Origin of the sequence: Lacinutrix sp. Hel_I_90 (genome assembly GCF_000934685.1) — a bacterium.
Taxonomy (GTDB): Bacteria; Bacteroidota; Bacteroidia; order Flavobacteriales; family Flavobacteriaceae; genus Lacinutrix.
In genome coordinates this window covers 310694-331732 of record NZ_JYNQ01000001.1, presented here as the reverse complement: position 1 = coordinate 331732, position 21039 = coordinate 310694, and the positions used below count along the sequence as shown (strand labels likewise).

General features: G+C 34.4%; 19 protein-coding genes. 15 read left to right on the top strand and 4 right to left on the bottom strand.

All coding sequences use genetic code 11. The features are described 5' to 3' along the window. Positions 1-48: 48 nt before the first annotated feature. On the bottom strand, positions 49-1143 hold the full coding sequence (gene ychF, locus GQ46_RS01465; protein ID WP_044397691.1) for a redox-regulated ATPase YchF: 1095 nt from the start codon (positions 1141-1143) through the stop codon (positions 49-51). A 276-nt stretch (positions 1144-1419) separates the two neighbouring features. Here ychF and GQ46_RS01460 point away from each other — a divergent pair, with 276 nt between their 5' ends. The 4 genes from GQ46_RS01460 to GQ46_RS01445 all read left to right on the top strand — a co-directional run bounded on the left by GQ46_RS01460 (position 1420) and on the right by GQ46_RS01445 (position 7087). Further along, entirely contained in the window at positions 1420-1998 is a 579-nt protein-coding gene (locus tag GQ46_RS01460; protein WP_044397689.1) for an RNA polymerase sigma factor, read from the top strand. A gap of 78 nt (positions 1999-2076) precedes the next feature. Further along, positions 2077-3093, top strand: a complete 1017-nt coding sequence (locus GQ46_RS01455) for a FecR family protein (RefSeq protein ID WP_044397688.1) — start codon at positions 2077-2079, stop codon at positions 3091-3093. 25 nt (positions 3094-3118) lie between these two features. Next, a complete protein-coding gene (locus tag GQ46_RS01450; RefSeq protein ID WP_082041690.1) occupies positions 3119-6253 on the top strand; it encodes a TonB-dependent receptor in 3135 nt (1044 codons plus the stop codon). A gap of 69 nt (positions 6254-6322) precedes the next feature. Further along, positions 6323-7087 (top strand): class I SAM-dependent methyltransferase, encoded by a 765-nt coding sequence (locus tag GQ46_RS01445; RefSeq protein ID WP_044397687.1) that lies wholly within the window; start codon positions 6323-6325, stop codon positions 7085-7087. 32 nt (positions 7088-7119) lie between these two features. Here the strand turns inward: GQ46_RS01445 and GQ46_RS01440 are convergent, their stop codons facing one another. Continuing rightward, positions 7120-7473 (bottom strand): 4Fe-4S dicluster domain-containing protein, encoded by a 354-nt coding sequence (locus GQ46_RS01440; RefSeq protein ID WP_044397685.1) that lies wholly within the window; start codon positions 7471-7473, stop codon positions 7120-7122. A gap of 67 nt (positions 7474-7540) precedes the next feature. On the opposite strand from GQ46_RS01440, the gene GQ46_RS01435 reads away from it, so the two are divergent. The 11 genes from GQ46_RS01435 (at position 7541) to GQ46_RS01385 (ending at position 19424) form a co-directional block, all read left to right on the top strand. Further along, positions 7541-8599 (top strand): acyl-CoA reductase, encoded by a 1059-nt coding sequence (locus GQ46_RS01435; protein WP_044397683.1) that lies wholly within the window; start codon positions 7541-7543, stop codon positions 8597-8599. A gap of 80 nt (positions 8600-8679) precedes the next feature. Then, complete coding sequence (gene serC / locus GQ46_RS01430; RefSeq protein ID WP_044397681.1) at positions 8680-9741, top strand: 3-phosphoserine/phosphohydroxythreonine transaminase; 1062 nt, start codon at positions 8680-8682, stop codon at positions 9739-9741. A gap of 122 nt (positions 9742-9863) precedes the next feature. Further along, positions 9864-10814: a D-2-hydroxyacid dehydrogenase gene (locus GQ46_RS01425; protein ID WP_044397678.1), complete on the top strand. Its 951-nt coding sequence runs from the start codon at positions 9864-9866 to the stop codon at positions 10812-10814. A gap of 123 nt (positions 10815-10937) precedes the next feature. Then, a complete protein-coding gene (locus tag GQ46_RS01420; protein ID WP_044397676.1) occupies positions 10938-11576 on the top strand; it encodes a DUF937 domain-containing protein in 639 nt (212 codons plus the stop codon). A gap of 112 nt (positions 11577-11688) precedes the next feature. After that, complete coding sequence (locus GQ46_RS01415) at positions 11689-12129, top strand: DUF6146 family protein (protein WP_044397675.1); 441 nt, start codon at positions 11689-11691, stop codon at positions 12127-12129. Between the two features lie 28 nt (positions 12130-12157). Further along, a complete protein-coding gene (locus tag GQ46_RS01410) occupies positions 12158-12652 on the top strand; it encodes a DUF6787 family protein (RefSeq protein ID WP_044397674.1) in 495 nt (164 codons plus the stop codon). Continuing rightward, complete coding sequence (locus GQ46_RS01405; RefSeq protein ID WP_044397672.1) at positions 12653-12985, top strand: hypothetical protein; 333 nt, start codon at positions 12653-12655, stop codon at positions 12983-12985. Between the two features lie 64 nt (positions 12986-13049). Further along, positions 13050-15278, top strand: a complete 2229-nt coding sequence (locus GQ46_RS01400; protein WP_044397670.1) for a TonB-dependent receptor — start codon at positions 13050-13052, stop codon at positions 15276-15278. A 335-nt stretch (positions 15279-15613) separates the two neighbouring features. Beyond that, the gene (locus tag GQ46_RS01395; protein ID WP_044397669.1) at positions 15614-16348 is read left to right on the top strand and encodes a flavodoxin family protein; all 735 of its coding nucleotides are present in this window, start codon (positions 15614-15616) and stop codon (positions 16346-16348) included. Between the two features lie 406 nt (positions 16349-16754). Next, positions 16755-18920: a DNA mismatch repair protein MutS gene (locus tag GQ46_RS01390; RefSeq protein ID WP_044397667.1), complete on the top strand. Its 2166-nt coding sequence runs from the start codon at positions 16755-16757 to the stop codon at positions 18918-18920. A gap of 81 nt (positions 18921-19001) precedes the next feature. Continuing rightward, on the top strand, positions 19002-19424 hold the full coding sequence (locus tag GQ46_RS01385; RefSeq protein ID WP_044397665.1) for a DUF393 domain-containing protein: 423 nt from the start codon (positions 19002-19004) through the stop codon (positions 19422-19424). On the opposite strand, the gene GQ46_RS01380 is transcribed toward GQ46_RS01385, so the two are convergent. Both GQ46_RS01380 and GQ46_RS01375 read right to left on the bottom strand, forming a co-directional pair. Then, positions 19408-20079, bottom strand: coding sequence for an aspartate/glutamate racemase family protein (locus tag GQ46_RS01380; RefSeq protein WP_044397664.1), 672 nt, complete (start codon positions 20077-20079; stop codon positions 19408-19410). The genes GQ46_RS01385 and GQ46_RS01380 overlap by 17 nt on opposite strands. Next, the gene (locus tag GQ46_RS01375) at positions 20076-21029 is read right to left on the bottom strand and encodes an L-histidine N(alpha)-methyltransferase (protein ID WP_044404371.1); all 954 of its coding nucleotides are present in this window, start codon (positions 21027-21029) and stop codon (positions 20076-20078) included. The genes GQ46_RS01380 and GQ46_RS01375 overlap by 4 nt, the downstream gene beginning before the upstream one ends. Positions 21030-21039: the final 10 nt, after the last annotated feature.

Here is a 21039-nt window from a genome sequence, read left to right as displayed (position 1 = left end):
TTTAAATCTTCATTGTTTTAGCTTTAAGAGTAAGAATCTTGGTTCTGTTTACACATTAAATAAGAAATGCATCACATCACCATCTTTAACAACATACGTCTTACCTTCTACTCTCATTTTACCTGCTTCTTTAACTTTAGCTTCGCTACCAAACTGAACATAATCATCATAAGCAATAACCTCTGCACGAATGAATCCTTTTTCAAAATCGGTATGAATAACGCCGGCTGCTTGCGGTGCTGTAGCCCCTACATTAACGGTCCAGGCACGTACTTCTTTTACACCTGCGGTAAAATACGTTTGTTGGTTTAATAACTTATAAGCTGAACGTATTAATTTAGCCGACCCTGGCTCATCTAATCCAATATCTGCTAAGAACATTTGACGTTCTTCATAATCGTCTAACTCTGTAATATCAGCTTCTGTACCAACAGCTAATACTAATACTTCAGCATTTTCATCTTTGACAGCTTCTCTTACTTTATCTACATAAGCATTCCCTGAGACTGCTGAACCTTCATCTACATTACAAACGTACATTACTGGTTTTTCTGTGATTAATTGTGCAGGTTTAACAAAATCAGCATACTCATCGTCGGAAAATTCTAATGCGCGAACAGATATTCCTGCCTCTAAACCATTCTTAATTTTCAAGAGCACAGCTTCCTCTTTCTGTGCCTCTTTATTTCCAGTTTTTGCAGCACGCTTAACCTTATCTAACTTTTTCTCTACAGTATCTAAATCTTTTAACTGCAATTCAATATCTATAGTCTCTTTATCTCTTATGGGATTAACATTACCATCAACATGCACAATGTTATCATTATCAAAACAACGTAGTACGTGTAAAATCGCATCGGTTTCACGAATATTCGCTAAGAATTGATTTCCTAAACCTTCCCCTTTACTGGCTCCTTTTACTAAACCAGCAATATCAACAATCTCTACAGTTGCTGGTAAAACACGCTCAGGGTTTACTAACTCTTCTAACTTCTTAAGCCTGGCATCGGGAACATTTACTACGCCAATATTAGGCTCTATTGTACAAAATGGAAAGTTTGCGCTTTGTGCTTTTGCATTAGACAAACAATTAAATAACGTGGATTTCCCTACATTAGGTAAGCCTACAATTCCTGCTTTCATTGATTACTTTTTTTGTCATCCTCGCAAAAGGCGGGGACCTATTTATTTTTCATTCCCACAGAAGCAGGAATCTCGTTTAGTATATTTTTTTCGCTACAAAATATTTGGAACGAAACGCTGTTTTTTTCGTCTGCAAATATACTACTATATTAAACAAAATCAGCATTTATAAGATTACCATATTTTTAACAGTTATTAACATATTATTCCTTGTAATAGTTAATTAAATATAAAAATTATTTAAAAATGTGCTTGATTAATAATTATATTTGGTAAATGACAGACAATCAATTTGAAAAATCTATTTGGGATTCTTTTTTAGAAGGTGACAAGAGTGCTTTTTCTACACTTTTTAAATTGCATTATGCCGGGCTTCATAACTATGGTTTAAAAATTTCGGGAAATGCCTATCTTACTGAAGATTGTCTTCAAGATTTTTTTGTTTATTTGTTTGAAAACAGAACCCACATTGGTACTGTTAATTCCATCAAGTCCTATTTATTTATATCTTTTAGACGCGCCCTTTTAAAAACGTTAAAGAAAGAAAGAACCTATGTAGCTTCTAATACCCCTTTAGAACTATTATTAAATTTTGAGTTTTCATCTGAAGAAGTTGCCATTAAACAAGAATTTACCATTATAAAATCTAGCGTGTTAACGACCCTACTAAATGCGTTAAGTGTTAGAGAGCGGGAAGCTATTTATTTAAAATACTATGGCAACTTAAAACTCTCTGAAATTGCTTTGATAATGAATATTTCTTATCAAAGTGTTTTAAACACCATTCAAAAAGCCTTCATTAAACTTCGTAATAACATAGAAACAAAGGCACTTGAAGACGTTTTGAAAAATTAATTAAAAAAAGTAGGGTATAAAATCTCGCTTACTGTCTCTTTATTAATAACGGGTATCTTAAGGACTAATACCATTTTAATGAGAAAAACGAACAAGCCTTTTATAGAAAAACTTTTAAATGATGATTCATTTATTAATTGGGCTAAAGAAACCAATACTAATGACATTTCTTTTTGGAATGCCTGGATAGCCAAAAACCCGGAGCATATAGATGACATCTTTACAGCAAAAGCCATGTTACTAGGGGTTGTTTTTAATATAAAACCACTAGACAAAAATAAAATTAATTCAGAATTAGTAACGGTCTTAAATCGAATTGATAAGCCACAAAAAACAAATAATAATAATGCGCAAAGGTATTTTAAATTAAGGCGATTTAGTAGATACGCCGCTGTGGTAGCTATTGCCTTATTTGTTTCCATTTTTGGTATAACGACTATCTACAGCTCTAAAACAGTTACACACCAAACGTCTTTTGGAGAAATTATTGACCTTAAACTTCCTGATGGTACTACTGTAGTCTTAAATGGTAACTCGACAATTAAATACAATAAAGACGAACCAAGAACGGTTTATTTAAAAGGTGAAGCTTATTTTAAAGTAAAATCTATTCCCGCCACAAAAGCCAAGTTTTGGGTTAACACACAGGACTTAACCGTTGAAGTCTATGGCACACAATTTAACGTAAACACACGACAAGAAAAAACCAGTGTCCTCTTAGATGAAGGCTCCATTCATTTATTGCTTAAAAATGGTGAATCTAAAATCATGAATCCTGGTGAAATTGCTTCCTATTCCAAAGAAAACAAAAAAGGATCACATAAAAAAATAACAAAAAAAACCTCCTATGCGTCATGGAAAGAAGGCACCTATATATTCAATAATATTACTTTAAATGAGGTCATGCTGCATATAGAAAACACCTATGGCACTTCATATGAATTTGTAGACCCGTCCTTAAAAACAAAATTAGTGTCAGGAGGTATTCCAAATGAAAATCTGGACATCTGCTTATTGGCTATTCAAAAATCGACTGAGGTTAAAATTATAACCAAGGAAGATAAACTCTATATATATAATTCAGAAGACAACTAACAAGAAAATCAAAAATTAATCCATTATGACATTTAAACAAACCCCTCGACTGTTTTTATTGTTATTCCTATTCTTAGGAATAACAAATACGTATGCAAATACAAAAAACACAGAAACCACTAGAGAGGACAAGTCTATTCCTCTAGCAGAATTTTTAGACAAACTAAGTGAAGAGTACAATGTATTTTTTACTTATAACCCAGAGTTAGTCTCTGGAACTATTCTTGATCCAGAAAAATATGATTACAACAAATTGGAAAGAATCATTCGAAAACTGGAAAACAAAACCAGATTAGGTTTCGAATATTTAGGAAACAAGTATTATGTAATCTATAATAAGAAAAGTGATACACTAGAAGTAAAAGGGCTTATCGCTAATCTTAACACCTCTAATATTACAGTCGACAATATTCTTGATAACCTTCAAGAAACAGTCTCTGGTAAAGTTACAGATGCAGACGGTTACGGTCTTGCAGGAGTTAATATCGTAGAAAAAGGAACCAATAATGGAACCGCTTCAGATTTTGATGGTAACTATTCGTTAACAGTAAATAGCTCTAGTACACTAGTTTTTAGCTCGATAGGCTATTCTAAAAAAGAAGTCGCCGTTAATGGCCAGTCGATCATTAATGTCACCTTATCTGACGGTGAAGCCTTAGAAGAAATTATCTTGGTAGGATCTCGTACCGCACCAAGAAGTAGTGTCGATACGCCACTGCCAGTAGACGTTGTCTCTTCTAACGATTTAATATCTACGGGACAAGCCTCTTTTGATAAAGCATTACAATATAGAATTCCATCATTTAATACGGTACAAACACCTGTTAATGATGCAACATCCCTTTTAGACCCTTATGAAATTAGAAATATGGGACCTTCTAGAACCTTAATCCTTATTAACGGTAAGCGTAAAAATTTAAGTGCCTTATTATATACACAAACGTCTCCAGGACGAGGTGAAACGGGTGCAGATATCTCAGCCATTCCTACAGATGCTATAGAGCGTGTAGAAATACTTCGTGATGGTGCTTCTGCTCAATACGGATCGGATGCGATTGCCGGTGTAATGAATATTATTTTAAAAGACGATGTTAACTTAGGTTCTGCGACATTAAGATCGGGAATTACTTCTGAAGGCGATGGTGAAATGGTAGGAATAGCTGTAAATAATGGTTCTGAAATTGGAGACGGTAAAGGTTTTATAAATTATACTATAGATTTATCTAAAGTAAATTTGGCTAACAGACCTGGAACTGTTGATGCTTCTGGTGAAGTTGCAGATTTTACAGGAGGAACTCCTGCTGATATTGCATTTGTTAATGAATTTTTAGGACGTCGTCCAGATGCAGGAAACATAAATGGCTCTCCTGAAACGGCTGCCTCTAAATTCTTAATTAACGGTGGCTTTGATTTAAGCGAGAATACCGAGCTGTATTTTAATACGGCTTATGTCTATAAAAAAGTAAACAGTTTTGCTAATTATAGAACACCGTATTGGAGAACAGTTGATGATATGCCTTACTTAGCAGACTTCTTTCCAGGGGAAAATCCAAATACGGCTGGTGGCTATGACGGTTACGTACCAACGTTTGAAGGCTTATTAAATGATTATAATGGTACCGTTGGTATTAAAACAAAAATAAATGACTGGAATGTCGATTTAAGTTATACTACTGGTGGCAACACACAAACGTATAAGGTGAATCAGTCTCATAATCCAAATGATGTTGCCTCTGATCCTGTCTGGACTGATACTGATGGGGATCATGTTATTGATGATGGTGAAATAAGTTTTTCGCCTTTATATAGAGAAAACAGTCCGCAATCATTTGATCCTGGCGGAACACGATTTACTCATAATGTGGGAAATATCGATATCTCAAGATTACTATCTGATAAAGTAAGTATTGGTTTTGGTGCCGAGTTTCGAAATGAGGTCTTTGAAGTAATTGAAGGTGGCTTAGCCTCTTATGATGGTGGTGGCGCCGATTCTTTTGCTGGTAATGCTCCTCAAAATTCCGGTAAATTTAACCGCTATAACTTTGGGGGTTACTTCTCTTTAGATTTTGATGTGAGTGACGCCTTCTTAGTGAGTGGAACCATTAGAACGGAAAACTATTCAGATTTTGGGAATACCTTTGTTTATAAATTAAGTTCTCGTTTAAAAATAAATGAACAATTAACAGCAAGAGCTTCTGTATCATCGGGCTTTAGAGCACCTACATTACATCAAATTTACACACAAAAAGCGCAGTATAGCTTTATTGCTGGTTCTGGCATACAAGTTGGTGGCTTAATAAACAATGTTTCTACTCAGGCAAAATTACTAGGAATTCCAGAATTGGATGCAGAAACCTCAAACAACTTTACCGTTGGTGTAGGCGGTAAATTTGATAACAACCTAAGTTTTACTCTAGATTATTATAACATAGCAGTTAAAGATCGTATTGTTTTAGGGGCAGAAATTGGACCTAGTGGAGATCCAACAAACCCATTAGATATCCTTTTAGACGAAAACAACTTAAGTGACATTAGTTTTTTCTCTAATGCCATAGACACCAGAACTTCTGGTATTGATGTTGTTTTATCAAAAAGAAACATTGGATTAGGTAGTGGTCAATTAGATCTTAATTTATCTGGAAACTACACCATTCAAAATGAGAGAGATGGCGCTGTGAAAGACATTCCTTTAGTAGCCAATTCTGGCCAATCTGTAGTTAACGACACACAGGAAGCCTTATTCTTTACTTCAAGACCAGTAACAAAATGGATCTTAGGAGCTAATTATGATATTAATAAATTTGGGTTCTCTTTAAACAACACGTACTTTGGAAAAACAACCTTTAAACAACAAGGTATGAGTAACGATTTAAGAACGGAATTTATTCCTAAGATTGTTACAGATTTAGGTATTAACTATAATGCTACCGAAAAACTAACCATCGCATTAAACGTCAATAATTTACTAAACGTTTTACCAGAATGGGAGTTTAAAGCAGAGAATGCAGCAGGAGAAGCCATTTTAGCCGATCCAGCGCAAACTAAAAACCAGTCTAACCTTATTACCTTTAACCAACGTTATTCTCAAATGACTTACGATGGGTACCACTTTAGTCAATTAGGAACGATGTTTAATTTATCGTTAAACTATAAATTCTAAATCACTAATTTATTGTGATTATTTAAAATGCTACTCCAATTTGAGTAGCATTTTTTTTATCTTTAAAACATGCAAAGTCTCTACACAAACGGATTGGAACACCTCTATGATGCCATGTATCAAACCTTCATAAACTATGAGGAAGAATACCTGTTTTATAGTACGCTATTAAATAAGTATAAAAAAAATCAGGTTTTAGAAATGGGTTCAGGTACGGGCAACCTCGCAAAATATTTTGTAGCAAATGGTTTTGACTACCACGGTTTAGATTATAGTGCAGATATGGTGGCCCTCGCAAGCCAAAAGCTTTCTAAAAAGCATTTTATACAAGGTGACATGCGTGATTTCAAATTAAATCAAACCACGCAAAGTATTATTATTACTGGTAGAACTTCAAGCTACTTACTTTCAAATAAAAATGTTCATAACGCGTTACATGCTATTTATAACAATTTAGAAAATCAAGGGATTCTGTGTTTCGATTTCATTGATGCGAATCGGTTTATTAAGTCTATTAAAGGGGGTGTTAACATGGAACATGCTGCTACTTACAAACAAAAAACATACTATAGAGAAAGCTTTTTAACACCGACGACCTCAAATAATATCATGTTTAATTGGAATGCAAAGTATTATGAAGTAACTGAGGACAGTAAGAAACTAATTACACAAGATGATTCTGAAGTACGTGCTTTCACTAAAAACGAATGGGAATTATTTTTATATCTAAATGATTTTGAACTCATTGAATGTATAGACAAACCGTCGTATATGTTTGATACGTACGTTATGGTCGCCAGAAAAATGGCACAAAAAAATCCTAACGTTGTGTAGGATTTTTTTATTAATTGATAATACCGTATAAATTAATCTTCAGGATGCATGAATTTTTGCTTTCCTAATAAGACTGCTTCAGTCTCTACATGATCGTCATCTGGGACACAACAATCTACAGGACAAACTGCAGCACATTGTGGTTCATCATGAAATCCTTTACACTCAGTACATTTGTCTGGGACGATATAATATATTTCATCACTTATTGGTTCCTGAGCTTCCTCGGCATCCACAGCTTTACCATTAGGTAAAACAACACTACCTTCTAAGCTTGTTCCGTCTTTATATCTCCAGTCGTCAGCACCTTCATAAATAGCAGTATTTGGGCATTCTGGCTCACAAGCACCACAGTTTATACATTCGTCTGTTATAATAATCGCCATATAGCTTATTTTTATCTAAATTTGCATTGCAAAAATAATGACAAAACAAGTCTTACGCAAATAGCTGATGGAATTACAACAAAGAATTAACGCTTTCTCAAAATTAGGTGCTTTTATAAAGCAATTCACTAGTGAAGATTTTCAAAAAAATGAAACTGTTTTACATAACGATTTGTTCTTTGAAGGCTTTAAACACCAGATTAAATTAGCACAAGAACATAATGGCTGGTTTACGAAAAAGAATATCGTTTTTGCTTTAAACGGATGGGCGAATGAACTTACTGACAGTCAATTGAGCCAATGGACGTCAAAATATGATTTTACTAATGTCCATCCGCAAAATGTTGCGATTATCATGGCAGGAAACATCCCCTTAGTTGGCTTTCATGACTTCTTAGCGGTATTAATTTCGGGACATAGCGTTGTGGTTAAGCAATCTTCAAATGACAAAAATTTACTTCCTTTTTTAGCCAAGTATTTAGAATACATTGCGCCTGAATTTAAAGGAAAAATACAATTTACAGAAGAAAAACTCAGTGATTTTGATGCGGTAATCGCTACAGGAAGCAATAATACAGCACGCTATTTTGAATACTATTTCAAAGGCAAACCTTCAATTATAAGAAAAAACAGAAACTCTGTTGCTGTTTTAAATGGCAAGGAAACCAAAGAAGAACTGGAAAACCTCTCTGATGATATCTTTAGATACTATGGATTAGGTTGCCGAAATGTGTCCAAATTGTTTCTTCCAAGAGGCTATGCTTTCGATGCTTTTTTTGAAGCCATGTACAAGTGGCATCCCATCATTAACGAATCTAAATATGCTAATAATTACGATTATAACAAAGCCGTTTATTTAATGAGTGAATTTGAGATGTTGGAAAACGGATTTCTCATGATTAAGGAAGATGAGAGTTTCGCATCTCCTATTGCTACTGTGTTTTATGAATATTATGATACTAAAGTAGCGCTTCAGGAAAAACTAAAAAACCACGCAGATAATGTCCAATGTATTGTTGCTGAAGGCTTCTCTTCCCAAGAGATCACATTTGGAAACACACAAAAACCAGCGCTTTGGGATTATGCAGATGAAGTGGATACCATTGCGTTTTTGTTAAAATTATAGCGGATAATTTATCATTTTAATAACAAAAAATCATAGATTATTTAGCACCTTTGTAACGCTAAAAACAACACTATTTAATTATGATGAGACATAACTTTAGCGCAGGTCCTTGCGTGTTGCCAAAAGAAGTAATTTTAAAAGCCTCAGAAGCTTTATTAGATTTTGATAACGGATTATCCTTGATAGAAATTTCGCATAGAAGTAAAGCTTTCGTTGATGTGATGGAAAAAGCCAGAGCGCTAGCATTAGAACTTCTAGGCTTAGAAGGCAAAGGTTATAAAGCGTTGTTTTTACAAGGTGGCGCGAGCACGCAGTTTTTAATGGTGGCACTTAATCTATTAGAAAAAAGAGCCGGTTATTTAAATACAGGAACCTGGGCAGATAAAGCGATGAAAGAAGCCCAAATTTATGATGATGTCTATGAGGTCGCTTCTTCTAAGGCGTCTAATTATAACTACATTCCAAAAGGCTACGATGTGCCTTCAGATTATGATTATTTGCATGTCACTTCAAATAATACCATTTTTGGAACCCAAATGAAAAGCTTTCCAAAAGTAGACATTCCTTTGGTATGCGATATGAGCAGTGATATTTTCTCTCGTACACTTGATTTTTCCCAGTTTGATTTAATTTATGCAGGGGCTCAAAAAAATATGGGACCAGCAGGTACGACTTTAGTTGTAGTGAAAGAAGAGGTTCTAGGAAAAGTATCGCGTAAAATTCCATCAATGATGGATTATAAAGTACATATTTCTAAAAACAGTATGTTCAATACGCCACCTGTTTTCGCCGTTTATACTTCGATGTTAACGCTGGAATGGTTAAAAAACCTTGGAGGTATTAAAGCCATTGAAGAAGTGAATGAAATGAAAGCGCGTATTATGTATTCGGAAATTGACTTAAACCCACTATTTAAAGGGTTTACAGCAAAAGAAGACCGTTCGAATATGAATGCTACGTTTACTCTGGAAAGTGAAAACTTAAAAGAAACATTTGAAACAATGGTTAAAGAGGCAGGAATTAACGGCATTAATGGACATAGAAGTGTTGGAGGCTACAGAGCATCAATGTACAATGCATTATCGATTGATAGCGTTAAGGCTTTAGTGGAGGTTATGAGTGAATTGGAAGCTAAAGCATAAAAATATTCAAGTTGCCGTCGCCGGTATTAGTGCGACTAGAACTTAACATAAATAAAATAGTAATAGACTCCTTCTCCCTCGATAATTATCGAAAATGTAGGAATTAAAAATAAAGTATTGCAATGAAAGTATTAGCAAACGATGGTGTTTCTCAAAGCGGAATTAACGCTTTAGAAGCCGCAGGATTTGAAGTGATTACTACAACAGTAGCACAAGAGCAATTAATTAATTTTATCAATGAGAATGAGGTGACTGTCCTTCTAGTAAGAAGTGCAACAACCGTTCGCAAACCGTTAATCGATGCCTGTCCTAGTTTAAAGATTATAGGTCGTGGTGGCGTTGGTATGGATAATATTGATGTTGAGTACGCTCGCGATAAAGGTTTAAAGGTCATCAATACACCTGCTGCTTCTTCACAATCTGTTGCAGAACTAGTGTTCGCTCACCTTTATGGCGGCGTCCGTTTCTTACACGATTCTAATAGAAACATGCCCTTAGATGGAGATTCTCAATTTAATAAGTTAAAGAAAAACTACGCTAAAGGTGTTGAACTAAGAGGTAAAACACTAGGTATTATAGGCTTTGGTCGTATTGGACAGGAAGTTGCTAAAATTGGATTAGGTGTTGGAATGAAAGTAATAGCAGCTGATATGTTTATTGATGGTGCCGAAGTAACTGTTGATTTTTTTGACGGCCAAGCGGTAAGCTTCAATATTAAAACGCAACCTATGGAAACCGTTTTAAAAGAATCTGATTTTGTAACACTTCACGTACCAGCTCAAAAAGACTATGTTATTGGTAAAGCAGAATTTGATTTAATGAAAAAGGGTTCTGTGATCATAAACGCTGCCCGTGGTGGAGTCGTTAATGAAGTGGAATTAGTTAATGCGTTAGAAAGCGGTAAATTAGCCTTTGCAGGTTTAGATACCTTTCAAAATGAACCCACTCCCGCTGTACAGTTATTAATGAATGGAAGAATTTCATTAACACCACATATTGGAGCTGCAACTAATGAAGCACAAGATAGAATAGGTACCGAATTAGCAACACAAATTAAAGACATACTACTTTAACTAAATAAAACGTTTTATCCATAAAACAATTAGTTTTTAATATAATTAAAGCCGCAAACTATAACGTTGCGGCTTTTTTTATGTATCTTTTTTCCATCAAATTTTAACTTAAACAAGAACATAATGGCAGGAATTTTAGATGTATTAGATAGTGAGTTAGGAAAAACTATCGTTAGTGGCGTTGCAAGATCAACAGGAAATGACACAAAAGAAACAAGTAGTGTTTTAACGATGGCTTTACCTGTATTAATGGCTGCAATGAAACGTAATGCAGCCACACCTGAAGGTGCCGAAGGCTTAATGAGTGCAATTCAAGGCAAACATGATGGTAGCATTTTAGACCACCTTGGCAGTCTATTTGGCGGAGGTGTTGATGATGAAGTGAAGCAAGATGGCGCTAAAATTTTAGATCATGTTTTAGGCTCGAAAAAGGTAGGTGTTGAAAGGGTAATAGGTCAAAAATCTGGATTAGACGCAAGCACAGTAGCAAACATTTTAAAAGTTGCAGCACCAATTTTGATGGGCATTCTGGGGAAACAAGCTAAACAGGAAAATGTAAATTCTTCTAATGATATTGGCGGCTTATTAGGTGGTTTATTAAGTGGTTCCTCAAATCAAAAAGAACAAAGTTTTTTAGAATCCATTCTTGACGCAGATGGTGACGGGAGCATTGTAGATGATGTCGCCGGTATGGTATTAGGTAGCTCTAAGAAAAAAGGTGGCCTTGGGGGGCTACTAGGTGGTCTTTTTGGAGGAAAATAATAATTTGACTCACGCTAAAATAAACATAGTATTATCAATAGCCAAACACTTGTTTGGCTCTTCTCGCTTTTATTGATCCACCTTTATTTGTATCTTTATTCAAAATTAAACTATGAAAAATTTAATATTAGTAGTATCAATATTGACTATTGCTTTTGGATGTCACTCATCAAAAGAAACGACAGATACAAATACAGTTGAAAAGCCTGAAGCGCAAGTTGGTGATACCTTGAAAATTTCGAGTGATCAATTAGAATACGACATCATCATTATAGAGCCTGGTTTTAACACGTGGTTAATAACTATTGCAAAGCCAGAAGGTTTTTACACACAAAACTATTTAGAAACTAAGAATATTCGTTATGTGCAAGAATGGAATTCCAGAGTATTACAACCAGGACGTTTTAACGACAATTTATATGAACTTCAAATAAACTATAGGCAAGGCGTCGATTATGGCTACGATGTAAATTATAAGCTCTATAATTATTTTATTTACTTTCAAAACACCTATAATCAAAATCTTTTAGGTGGCAGAGTTCCTCAAAATTAATTTATATTTGCACCCATAAAATTTTACTATGGAGCAATTTAAACAGCGTTGGGAAATTCAGAAAAATTGGCAGCTACTCTTTCCTGTTTTAGGGCTTTTAGGCCTTTTTTACTCCGCTTACAAAATCACTGGTTTATTTCGTGAAGAATACCATATTGGTTTTAAAATTGCTTTTGCGTTTCTCATAACCTTTTTTTTATTAAGACTTTGCCTACTTATTTTTAAAAAATTAGAACAAAAATGGGTGGTTAAATACCGTTGGGAAATGATTCGCATTTTTATTGTTTTTGCGATTACAGGATCTTCCTCTCTTTTTGTTGGTAGGCCTGTAATTAAACTCCTAGGAATTACTAAAGAAAACTTAAATATATATGTTTATTGGATATTATATATTATTATTGGACTCATTTTCTACCAAATCCTGTTGGTATGCTTTGGTTATATTTTAGGCCAAGGTAAATTTTTCTGGGAGTTCGAAAAGAAAATGATACGCCGTTTTGGATTAGGGCGTTTTGTAGATTAAATGCAACATATAAAGCAACATATCATCATTAAATCACTCGCTATAATACTCGTTTTAGCCGTGATGTTGCCTGCTGCTGTTAAGTTTAATCATATTTTTGAGAATCACAAACATGAGGTTTGTGACAATCCACAGGATACCCATTTTCATAATATCGATTTAGAATGCGAATTTTATAAATTCAATTTAAATACGGTTTATACTGTTACTTTTAAAGAAATCGCATTTGGTTTTACAGAAGATAATCACAACATATTAAGCTCTCAATACGAATTTGTTAGCGCCTTTCAAAAACTTCCGTTTTCACTTCGTGGTCCGCCACAATTAGTTTAATACTTTATTTTTTTCTTTGTTGAAATGGCAGCATTTCAATTTTATTAAACTAAACTTTATTTAAATGAAATATCTATTCACGATAGTACTGTGTACAGTACTATCAAGTGCTTTGGCACAAAATACCATAAATGGCCTTATTACAAACAATGAAACGAACGAGGCTTTAGAATTTGTTTCCGTTTACATTCCGCAATTAGACAAAGGCACAGTAACTGACGAAAACGGTACTTTTTCTTTAACCGAAATACCTCAAGGCACTCAAACATTAATCATTTCTATCATTGGCTTTGAGACGGTTTCAAAAAAAATTACAATCCCAACAACCGAAACCTTAGCCATCCCACTAAATCCTTCTGCTATAGAAATGGAAGAGCTTATTATTTCTACTCCATTTCATAAATTACAATCTGAAAATGTAATGAAGGTTGAACGAGAAGCCCTTTCAGAATTGCAAAGACAAGGTGCAGTAACCTTATCTGATGGTTTAACCACTATTGCAGGCGTAGAGAGCGTCTCAACTGGTGTAAGCATAGGGAAACCTGTTATTCGCGGACTTTCGGCCAATCGCGTTTTGGTTTACACCCAAGGCATTCGATTAGAAAATCAACAATTTGGAGACGAACATGGCTTAGGAATTAATAGCGCTGGTATTGAAAGTGTAGAAGTTATAAAAGGCCCCGCTTCTCTACTCTATGGTAGTGATGCTCTGGGTGGTGTGTTGTATTTTAATCCTGAGAAATATGCTTTAAAAAACACTAGTGAAGGTGAAATTGGTGGGAATTATTTCAGTAATACCCAAGGCTATAATTCATCGGCAGCTTTTAAAGCTTCCGCAGAAAAAGTAAAATTCCTTTTTAGAGCGGGTCTTTCAGAACATTCAGATTATGATACTGAAAATTACCAGGTGACTAATACGCGTTTTAGAGAGCAAGATTTTAAGGCAGGTATTGGATATCAAACTGTTGGATTTAAGACAGATTTCCGCTATAATGTTAACCGTTCAAAATTAGGTATTCCTGAAGCTATTGGCGAGCAATCGACAGCCCGAACCCCTTTATTACCTTATCAAGATTTAACCAATCATATCTTTAGTTTGAAGTCTAAAGTATTTCTCAATAATTCTAGTTTTGATGTTAATCTAGGATTTACTTATAATGATCGAAAGGAATTTGAAGAACATCACGATCATGAGGAAGAGGAAGAAGAAACAGCAGAAATGCATGAAGAAGAAGAAGAAGAAATAGGCGAAGCTGCATTGCAAATGAAGCTAAAAACGGCGAGTTATGATGTAAAATATAATCTACCAACCTTAGGTAAATTTGAAACGATTGTTGGATTGCAGGGCATGCATCAAGTCAATACCAATTACGGTGAAGAAACGTTGATTCCAGATGCAACGACTAATGATATTGGTGTTTTAGCGACCGCACACATACATTTTAATAAAGTCGATGTGCAATTAGGTGCCAGGTTTGATACTAGAGCTATTAGAGTTTTAGAGGGTGTAAATCGTGATTTTAGCAGTTTTAATGGGGCTTTGGGAGCAAAGACAGCGATCACACCAAACATCATAGCCAGACTGAATTTAGCCTCTGGCTATCGCGCACCAAACTTAGCCGAGCTTACCAGTTTTGGAACACATGAAGGGACTAACCGTTTTGAAATAGGTAATAACAATTTAGAAAACGAACAAAACTTTCAAACCGATCTGTCTTTAGAGTTTAAAAATGAGCATGTAGAACTTTTCGTTAATGGCTTTTACAACAGCATTTCCAATTATATTTACCTCTCACCTACTGGCGATGTGATAGACGCTGCACCTGTTTATGATTATTTGCAACAGAATGCTAATTTATATGGTGGTGAAGTTGGCTTACATATCCATCCGCACCCTTTAGACTGGTTGCATTTTGAAGCCAGTTTTGAAACCGTAACTGGAAAACAAAATAACGGTGCTTTTTTACCTTTAATTCCAGCAAACAGTATAACCAATACCATTAGAATAGAATTTGAAAAAGCTTGGATTAACAATGGCTATACCTTTGTTAAATTACGAAACACTTTTAAGCAAACCAACGTGAGTGTCTTTGAAACACTAACCGATGGTTATGCCTTATTAAGTGCTGGTTTTGGTGGTGATTTTAAACTATTTGATAACATACTTTCTTTTACGCTTTCTGCAAATAATATAACGAATAAGAGCTATGTGCATCATTTATCACGTTTAAAAGCCGATGGCATTGCTAATATAGGACGTAATATTAGTCTAGGTTTTATCTATAAAATATAAATTATTTTATTTAATAACAGTTTGAGTCTGTGAGCTAAAACTTTATATTAGAGATTACATAAACCATTATTAAAAGTATTAAGAAAAGCACAAACCTTTTTGTTTGTGCTTTTATCATTTATAACCTTTGGTAACTTTCACTTCATGCTGATTCAATTAAAACCTAACTTCTCTAAGTTTTTAATAATCATCTTTGTTAACACCAACATATTTTTAAACCCTTTTTTTAATAATGGAGCAATAAAAACCAATACTTCAATGCTTTAGAGCACACTAAAAATGTGTAACTTAGCTTAGCGCTGATTAATAGTCTATTAATTAATACCATAGTACCAATGAAAAAACCAGACTTTAGCCATCTAAAAGCAGTTTATGTAAACTGCACCTTAAAAAAATCACCAGCTACTAGTCATACCTCGAAACTTATGGATATTTCTAGGCAGATTATGAAAAATGAACAGGTAGCCATCGAAAATATTAGGTTAATTGATCACAATGTTGCCAGTGGTGTTTATCCAGACATGACCAATTACGGCTGGAAAACAGATGAATGGCCTGAACTCTTCAAAAAAATAATTTCTGCCGATATTTTAATTGTTGGCACCCCAATTTGGTTGGGAGAGAAATCGTCTGAAACACAAAAACTCATTGAACGCCTTTATGCGATGAGTGGAAAAACCAACGACAAAGGCCAATATATATTCTACGGCAAAGTAGGAGGCTGCGTCATTACTGGTAATGAAGATGGTGTAAAGCATTGTGCGATGGGTATTTTATATGCTTTACAACATGTGGGCTACTCTATTCCACCACAAGCCGACTGCGGTTGGATAGGTGAAGTAGGTCCCGGACCAAGTTATGGCGACACCGAATGGAAAGATAAAAAAATTAATCCACCCGTTGGTTTTGAGTCTAATTTCACAAACAGAAATACTACATTTATGACCTATAACCTACTCCATCTTGCGGCTATGCTTAAAAACCAAGGGGGCTACCCTGCTTATGGCAATTCTCGAAGTAAATGGAATGATGGTGACCGTTGGGAGTTTGAAAACCCTGAGTTTCGTTAAGGGTTTATAATGATTACTATAAAAAAAATGAGAAACGTAGTGGATTTCGCTTTTTTTCACCCTTTGATAACTTTTATTTCAGAGTAGAAGTACCCATGAATTCTAAAAATTAGAAAAACGGAAACTGACTTGACTATTGATATAGAACCATGAATAAAACAAGCCTACTCTTATTATGCCTTTTCATTTTTGGTTGCAAATCTGAATTAAAACATAAAAAAATTGATTGTAAGCTTCCCCTTAAACCGAACGGTTTAAAAGTAGCATAAAATAAAATCCCCTTCTTTTAGTACTAAATACTACTAAGATCACTTCTCAAAAATTCAATTTACAAACCTTTTCCTTAACTTTGTTCTGCTAAGAAAAAGAACAAATTTATAAGGTTCCCGTTTTCACGGGAAATGCTATGATTAACATCCACAAAAAAACATTACAAGATTTAGAATTCGCCACTGTTTTAGAACAGGTTAGTGAGTATTGTGTAACACATTTAGGTCATCTTAAAGCACAAGACATTGCTCCGTTCCAAGACAAAGAGACCTTACTTAATGCCTTACAGTTAACCAACGAATACGTGTCGTCTTTTTATAACGACAACCGTTTACCAAATCATGGCTTTGAGGCGATTACCAAGGAATTACAATTACTACGCATAGAAAACACCTATTTAGAAACACACAGTTTAAAAAAGATTGTTTCTATTTCACTAACGGCTAATGAGATTGTTAAAGCTCTAAATAAGTTTGAAGACTATTATCCCAACTTAAAACAGTATGCACAACGCATAGAGGTCACAACAGCAATCATCGAGAAGATTGACAGTGTCGTCGACCGTTTTGGCGATGTAAAAGACAATGCTTCTACGCTACTCTATGACATTAGGCAACAAATAAATAAACTTAAAGGTAAAATAAATTCCAGTTTCACCTCGGCTTTAAACCAATACCACAACTTAGAATATTTAGATGATATCCGGGAGTCTGTGGTAGAAAATAAACGCGTTTTGGCAGTAAAAGCCATGTACAGACGTAAGGTTAAAGGTGCCATAATGGGCGGAAGCAAGACTGGAAGTATTGTTTATATTGAACCAGAAACCACGTTACAGCACTCTCGAGAACTTAATAATTTACATTACGAAGAGGGCGAAGAGGTCGTTCGTATCTTAAAAGAAGTCACTAACTTTTTACGTGAGTTCTTACCACTAATCGCAAACTATCAGGAATTTTTAACTGAAATAGATGTGATTGCTGCAAAAGCAAAATATGCCAAATCAATGAACGCTATTTTACCAGAAATTAGCGATGAAAAACATTTGTTTTTGCGAGATGCGTATCACCCACTACTATACCTAACCAATCTTAAGAATAAAGAAAAAACCTTTCCGCAAACCATCGAGCTCAATAAGACTAGCCGAATTATCGTGATTTCTGGACCAAATGCGGGTGGAAAATCGATTACCCTAAAAACGGTAGGTTTACTACAGTTAATGTTGCAAAGTGGGATGCTAATTCCTGTTCACGAACGCAGCATCGTGAGTGTTTTTGATAGAATCCTTACCGATATTGGCGATAACCAATCCATAGAAAACCATTTAAGTACTTATAGTTACCGACTAAAACAAATGAATTACTTTTTAAAGAAGTGCAATAAAAACACTCTCTTTTTAATTGATGAATTTGGTACAGGATCTGACCCTGAATTAGGTGGTGCTTTAGCCGAAACCTTTTTAGAAGAGTTTTATGCGCGGGATGCTTTTGGTATTATTACCACACATTATGCGAACTTAAAAATGTTAGCTAACGAAAAGGACGACATGATTAATGCTAACATGATGTTCGATGAACGTACGTTAGAACCCATGTACAAACTGGCATTAGGTCAGGCTGGTAGTAGTTTCACCTTTGAAGTGGCTCAAAAAAATGGCATTCCCTATAGTTTAATCAATCGTGCTAAAAAGAAAATTGAACGCTCTAAAATACGCTTTGATGCCACCATTGCTAAGCTTCAAAAAGAGCGTGCAAAGTTGGAAAAAACAGGGGAATCACTTAAAATAAACGAAAAGAAAAAACAATCTGAAGCTGATAAGCTTGAAGAAATCAACGGGAAGATTCAAAAGAAACTAGAAAGCTATCAGGAATTATACGATAGTAATCAGCGTTTAATTTATCTCGGACAGAAAGTTAATGACATTTCAGAAAAGTTCTTTAACGATAAGAAAAAGGGTGAACTAATGGCAGAGCTATTCCGTTTAGTACAAATAGAAAATTCTAAACGTAAAAAAGTATCAGCAAAACAAGCGAAAGTTGAAAAAACGAAAGAGAAACAAGTAAAACAAGAAGCTGAAAAAAAGGTAGAAGTTATTCGTAAAAAGAAAAAAGAAGCTAAACTAAAAGCTATTCCTGTAGAAAAACCAAAACCAGTATTAAAAATTGGTGATCGTGTGAGAATGCATGACGGCAAGGCCATTGGAAGTATTGATACGCTAGAAAAAGGCAAAGCCATTGTGAATTATGGTATTTTTACCACAAATGTAAATGTGGATTTATTGGAGTTGGTTGACCCGTTGAAGTAAGTGTTAAGGCACAGTATTCAGTCTTTACGCGAACAGCTGCTTCTAAAATTTATAAAAAGTAAAATCGTATTTTTGTAGTGTATGGTGATAAAAGAACTTCCAAAACATAAAAAACTAATCCTATTCGATGGGGTTTGCAACCTATGTAACGCTTCTGTACAATACGTCATTAAACATGATACAAAGCATCAATTCCTATTTACGGCACTGCAAAGTGAGATTGGACAAAAAATCATCTCGCATTTTAATATAGATCCTTCAAAAACAGATTCTATACTGCTTTATTCTGAAGAAAATGGCATAAAAGTAAAATCTTCAGCAGCACTTCATATTGCCAAAGCACTTGGTTTTCCAAGAAATCTAATGGCTGTATTTTTTATGGTTCCCACATTTATAAGAAATTGGGTGTACGATTACGTCGCTAAAAATCGTTACAAATGGTATGGTAAACAAGAATCTTGCTGGATTCCTACTCCAGAATTAAAAGCTAAGTTTTTAGACTAATCGCTTGCTCTATTTGCAATAATGCCATATCAATACTTTGCGCATTATTGGGTTCTGAATTGATGACAGATAATTCAGTACAACAAATTATTACCGTAGAATTCGCTTTATAAGTCTCTAATAAACGTCTAAAACCAAGCAGATCTCCCTCGGTTTCTTGGCTATTATAAACCTTTTTTCTCAAAGCATCAATTACGTTTTGATCTTTAAGCGTTGGTCTTTCGACTGTGATCTGTTCTTTCTCGAATGCTTTGAATAGATAATTGGCATTCATTGTATACTGAGAACCAATAAGTGTTACTTTATTCTTTTTGTAAAAGTGTAGTCTTTCAATACACAGCGTTACTGGATGAATAATTCTAGTAGGCATTGTTATATGTTCTAATGTTTCATGGAGCGTTAGGTTTGGAACTACTAAATGGTCTATAGCTAAGCTTTCCAAGTCTTTAATGACTGGTTTTAAATTATGAAGCAAGTCTGAAGTTTTATCAGGTAAATAGGGATTAATGCTATTAAAATCTATATTTAATACAAGGCAGGGAAAAGTACTGTACCCTTTATTCAACTCCTGATACAAAGCATTCAGTTTTTCTAAATAGAATACTGTGCTTCTACTCCCTAAACCTAAAAGACCTACAGTCGTTTTACGAGTCATGAAGCTGATTTATTAAAAATATAGTTTGCGAAGAACTGTTTTGAATCCGTAAGCTTTTTAAGCCTTTTAAAACCTGAATTTACAATCAATTTATCGACAATAGCATCATTGTATTTACGAGAAATTTCAACATTTATAGCTTCCTCTTTTTTAAAATTAAATGTTTTGTTTAAACGTGCAATGCTTACCGTCTGTTCTACTTTGCTAACAATATAACTTCTGGCAATACCTGTCTGTTCTGAATAAATTGCTCTATGATCGAAGGTTTCTATATTAAAATCTGCTAATAATTCTTTATTAATACGTGATAATAAATTAAGATTAAACGCTTTAGTTATACCTGCCTGATCATTATACGCAGGCAAAACAATAGCTTCAGACTTTATTAAATCTAATCCCACTAACAATTTATCGTTTATCTCTAATGCGTCGCTTAATGTTTCTATAAATACCTGTGCTTTTTCATCTTCCATGTTACCCATATTAGACCCTAAAAACAACACAACTTTAGGTTTCTTATTGGCTTTAATTTCTTTTAAAACTTCGAAATAGTCCCCTTGTTTTTTAGCGATATTCAAGGTTTTAAATTCTGCTCTTAAGCTGTTCTCTAAAAGATTTAAAACATTACTTGAAATATCTATAGGAACATAATTAAAATTATAGTCATGTTTTATTAGATAGCGCAATAACTCTTTGGTTTTCTTACCATCTCCTGCGCCTAACTCCACTAAATCGAATGGCTTGTTTTTAGTCAGACCCAAATTATTTACAATAGTTTCTGTTTGTTGACTTAAAATTTCAAATTCAGAATTGGTTAAGTAATATTCTGGCATCTGCATTATTTTTATAAACAAAGCATCTCCGATGGCATCATAAAAATATTTTGAAGATAAGATTTTCGGATTAGCACTGAGCCCGTTATCCACATCTTTCATAAAGGTATTGTTCATTTTTTTTAAA

Bases quoted from the DNA above. Each gene is read 5' to 3' on its own strand.
- ychF (WP_044397691.1), bottom strand. From the start codon at position 1,143: ATGAAAGCAGGAATTGTAGGCTTACCTAATGTAGGGAAATCCACGTTA.
- GQ46_RS01460 (WP_044397689.1), top strand. From the start codon at position 1,420: ATGACAGACAATCAATTTGAAAAATCTATTTGGGATTCTTTTTTAGAA.
- GQ46_RS01455 (WP_044397688.1), top strand. From the start codon at position 2,077: ATGAGAAAAACGAACAAGCCTTTTATAGAAAAACTTTTAAATGATGAT.
- GQ46_RS01450 (WP_082041690.1), top strand. From the start codon at position 3,119: ATGACATTTAAACAAACCCCTCGACTGTTTTTATTGTTATTCCTATTC.
- GQ46_RS01445 (WP_044397687.1), top strand. From the start codon at position 6,323: ATGCAAAGTCTCTACACAAACGGATTGGAACACCTCTATGATGCCATG.
- GQ46_RS01440 (WP_044397685.1), bottom strand. From the start codon at position 7,473: ATGGCGATTATTATAACAGACGAATGTATAAACTGTGGTGCTTGTGAG.
- GQ46_RS01435 (WP_044397683.1), top strand. From the start codon at position 7,541: ATGGAATTACAACAAAGAATTAACGCTTTCTCAAAATTAGGTGCTTTT.
- serC (WP_044397681.1), top strand. From the start codon at position 8,680: ATGATGAGACATAACTTTAGCGCAGGTCCTTGCGTGTTGCCAAAAGAA.
- GQ46_RS01425 (WP_044397678.1), top strand. From the start codon at position 9,864: ATGAAAGTATTAGCAAACGATGGTGTTTCTCAAAGCGGAATTAACGCT.
- GQ46_RS01420 (WP_044397676.1), top strand. From the start codon at position 10,938: ATGGCAGGAATTTTAGATGTATTAGATAGTGAGTTAGGAAAAACTATC.
- GQ46_RS01415 (WP_044397675.1), top strand. From the start codon at position 11,689: ATGAAAAATTTAATATTAGTAGTATCAATATTGACTATTGCTTTTGGA.
- GQ46_RS01410 (WP_044397674.1), top strand. From the start codon at position 12,158: ATGGAGCAATTTAAACAGCGTTGGGAAATTCAGAAAAATTGGCAGCTA.
- GQ46_RS01405 (WP_044397672.1), top strand. From the start codon at position 12,653: ATGCAACATATAAAGCAACATATCATCATTAAATCACTCGCTATAATA.
- GQ46_RS01400 (WP_044397670.1), top strand. From the start codon at position 13,050: ATGAAATATCTATTCACGATAGTACTGTGTACAGTACTATCAAGTGCT.
- GQ46_RS01395 (WP_044397669.1), top strand. From the start codon at position 15,614: ATGAAAAAACCAGACTTTAGCCATCTAAAAGCAGTTTATGTAAACTGC.
- GQ46_RS01390 (WP_044397667.1), top strand. From the start codon at position 16,755: ATGATTAACATCCACAAAAAAACATTACAAGATTTAGAATTCGCCACT.
- GQ46_RS01385 (WP_044397665.1), top strand. From the start codon at position 19,002: ATGGTGATAAAAGAACTTCCAAAACATAAAAAACTAATCCTATTCGAT.
- GQ46_RS01380 (WP_044397664.1), bottom strand. From the start codon at position 20,079: ATGACTCGTAAAACGACTGTAGGTCTTTTAGGTTTAGGGAGTAGAAGC.
- GQ46_RS01375 (WP_044404371.1), bottom strand. From the start codon at position 21,029: ATGAACAATACCTTTATGAAAGATGTGGATAACGGGCTCAGTGCTAAT.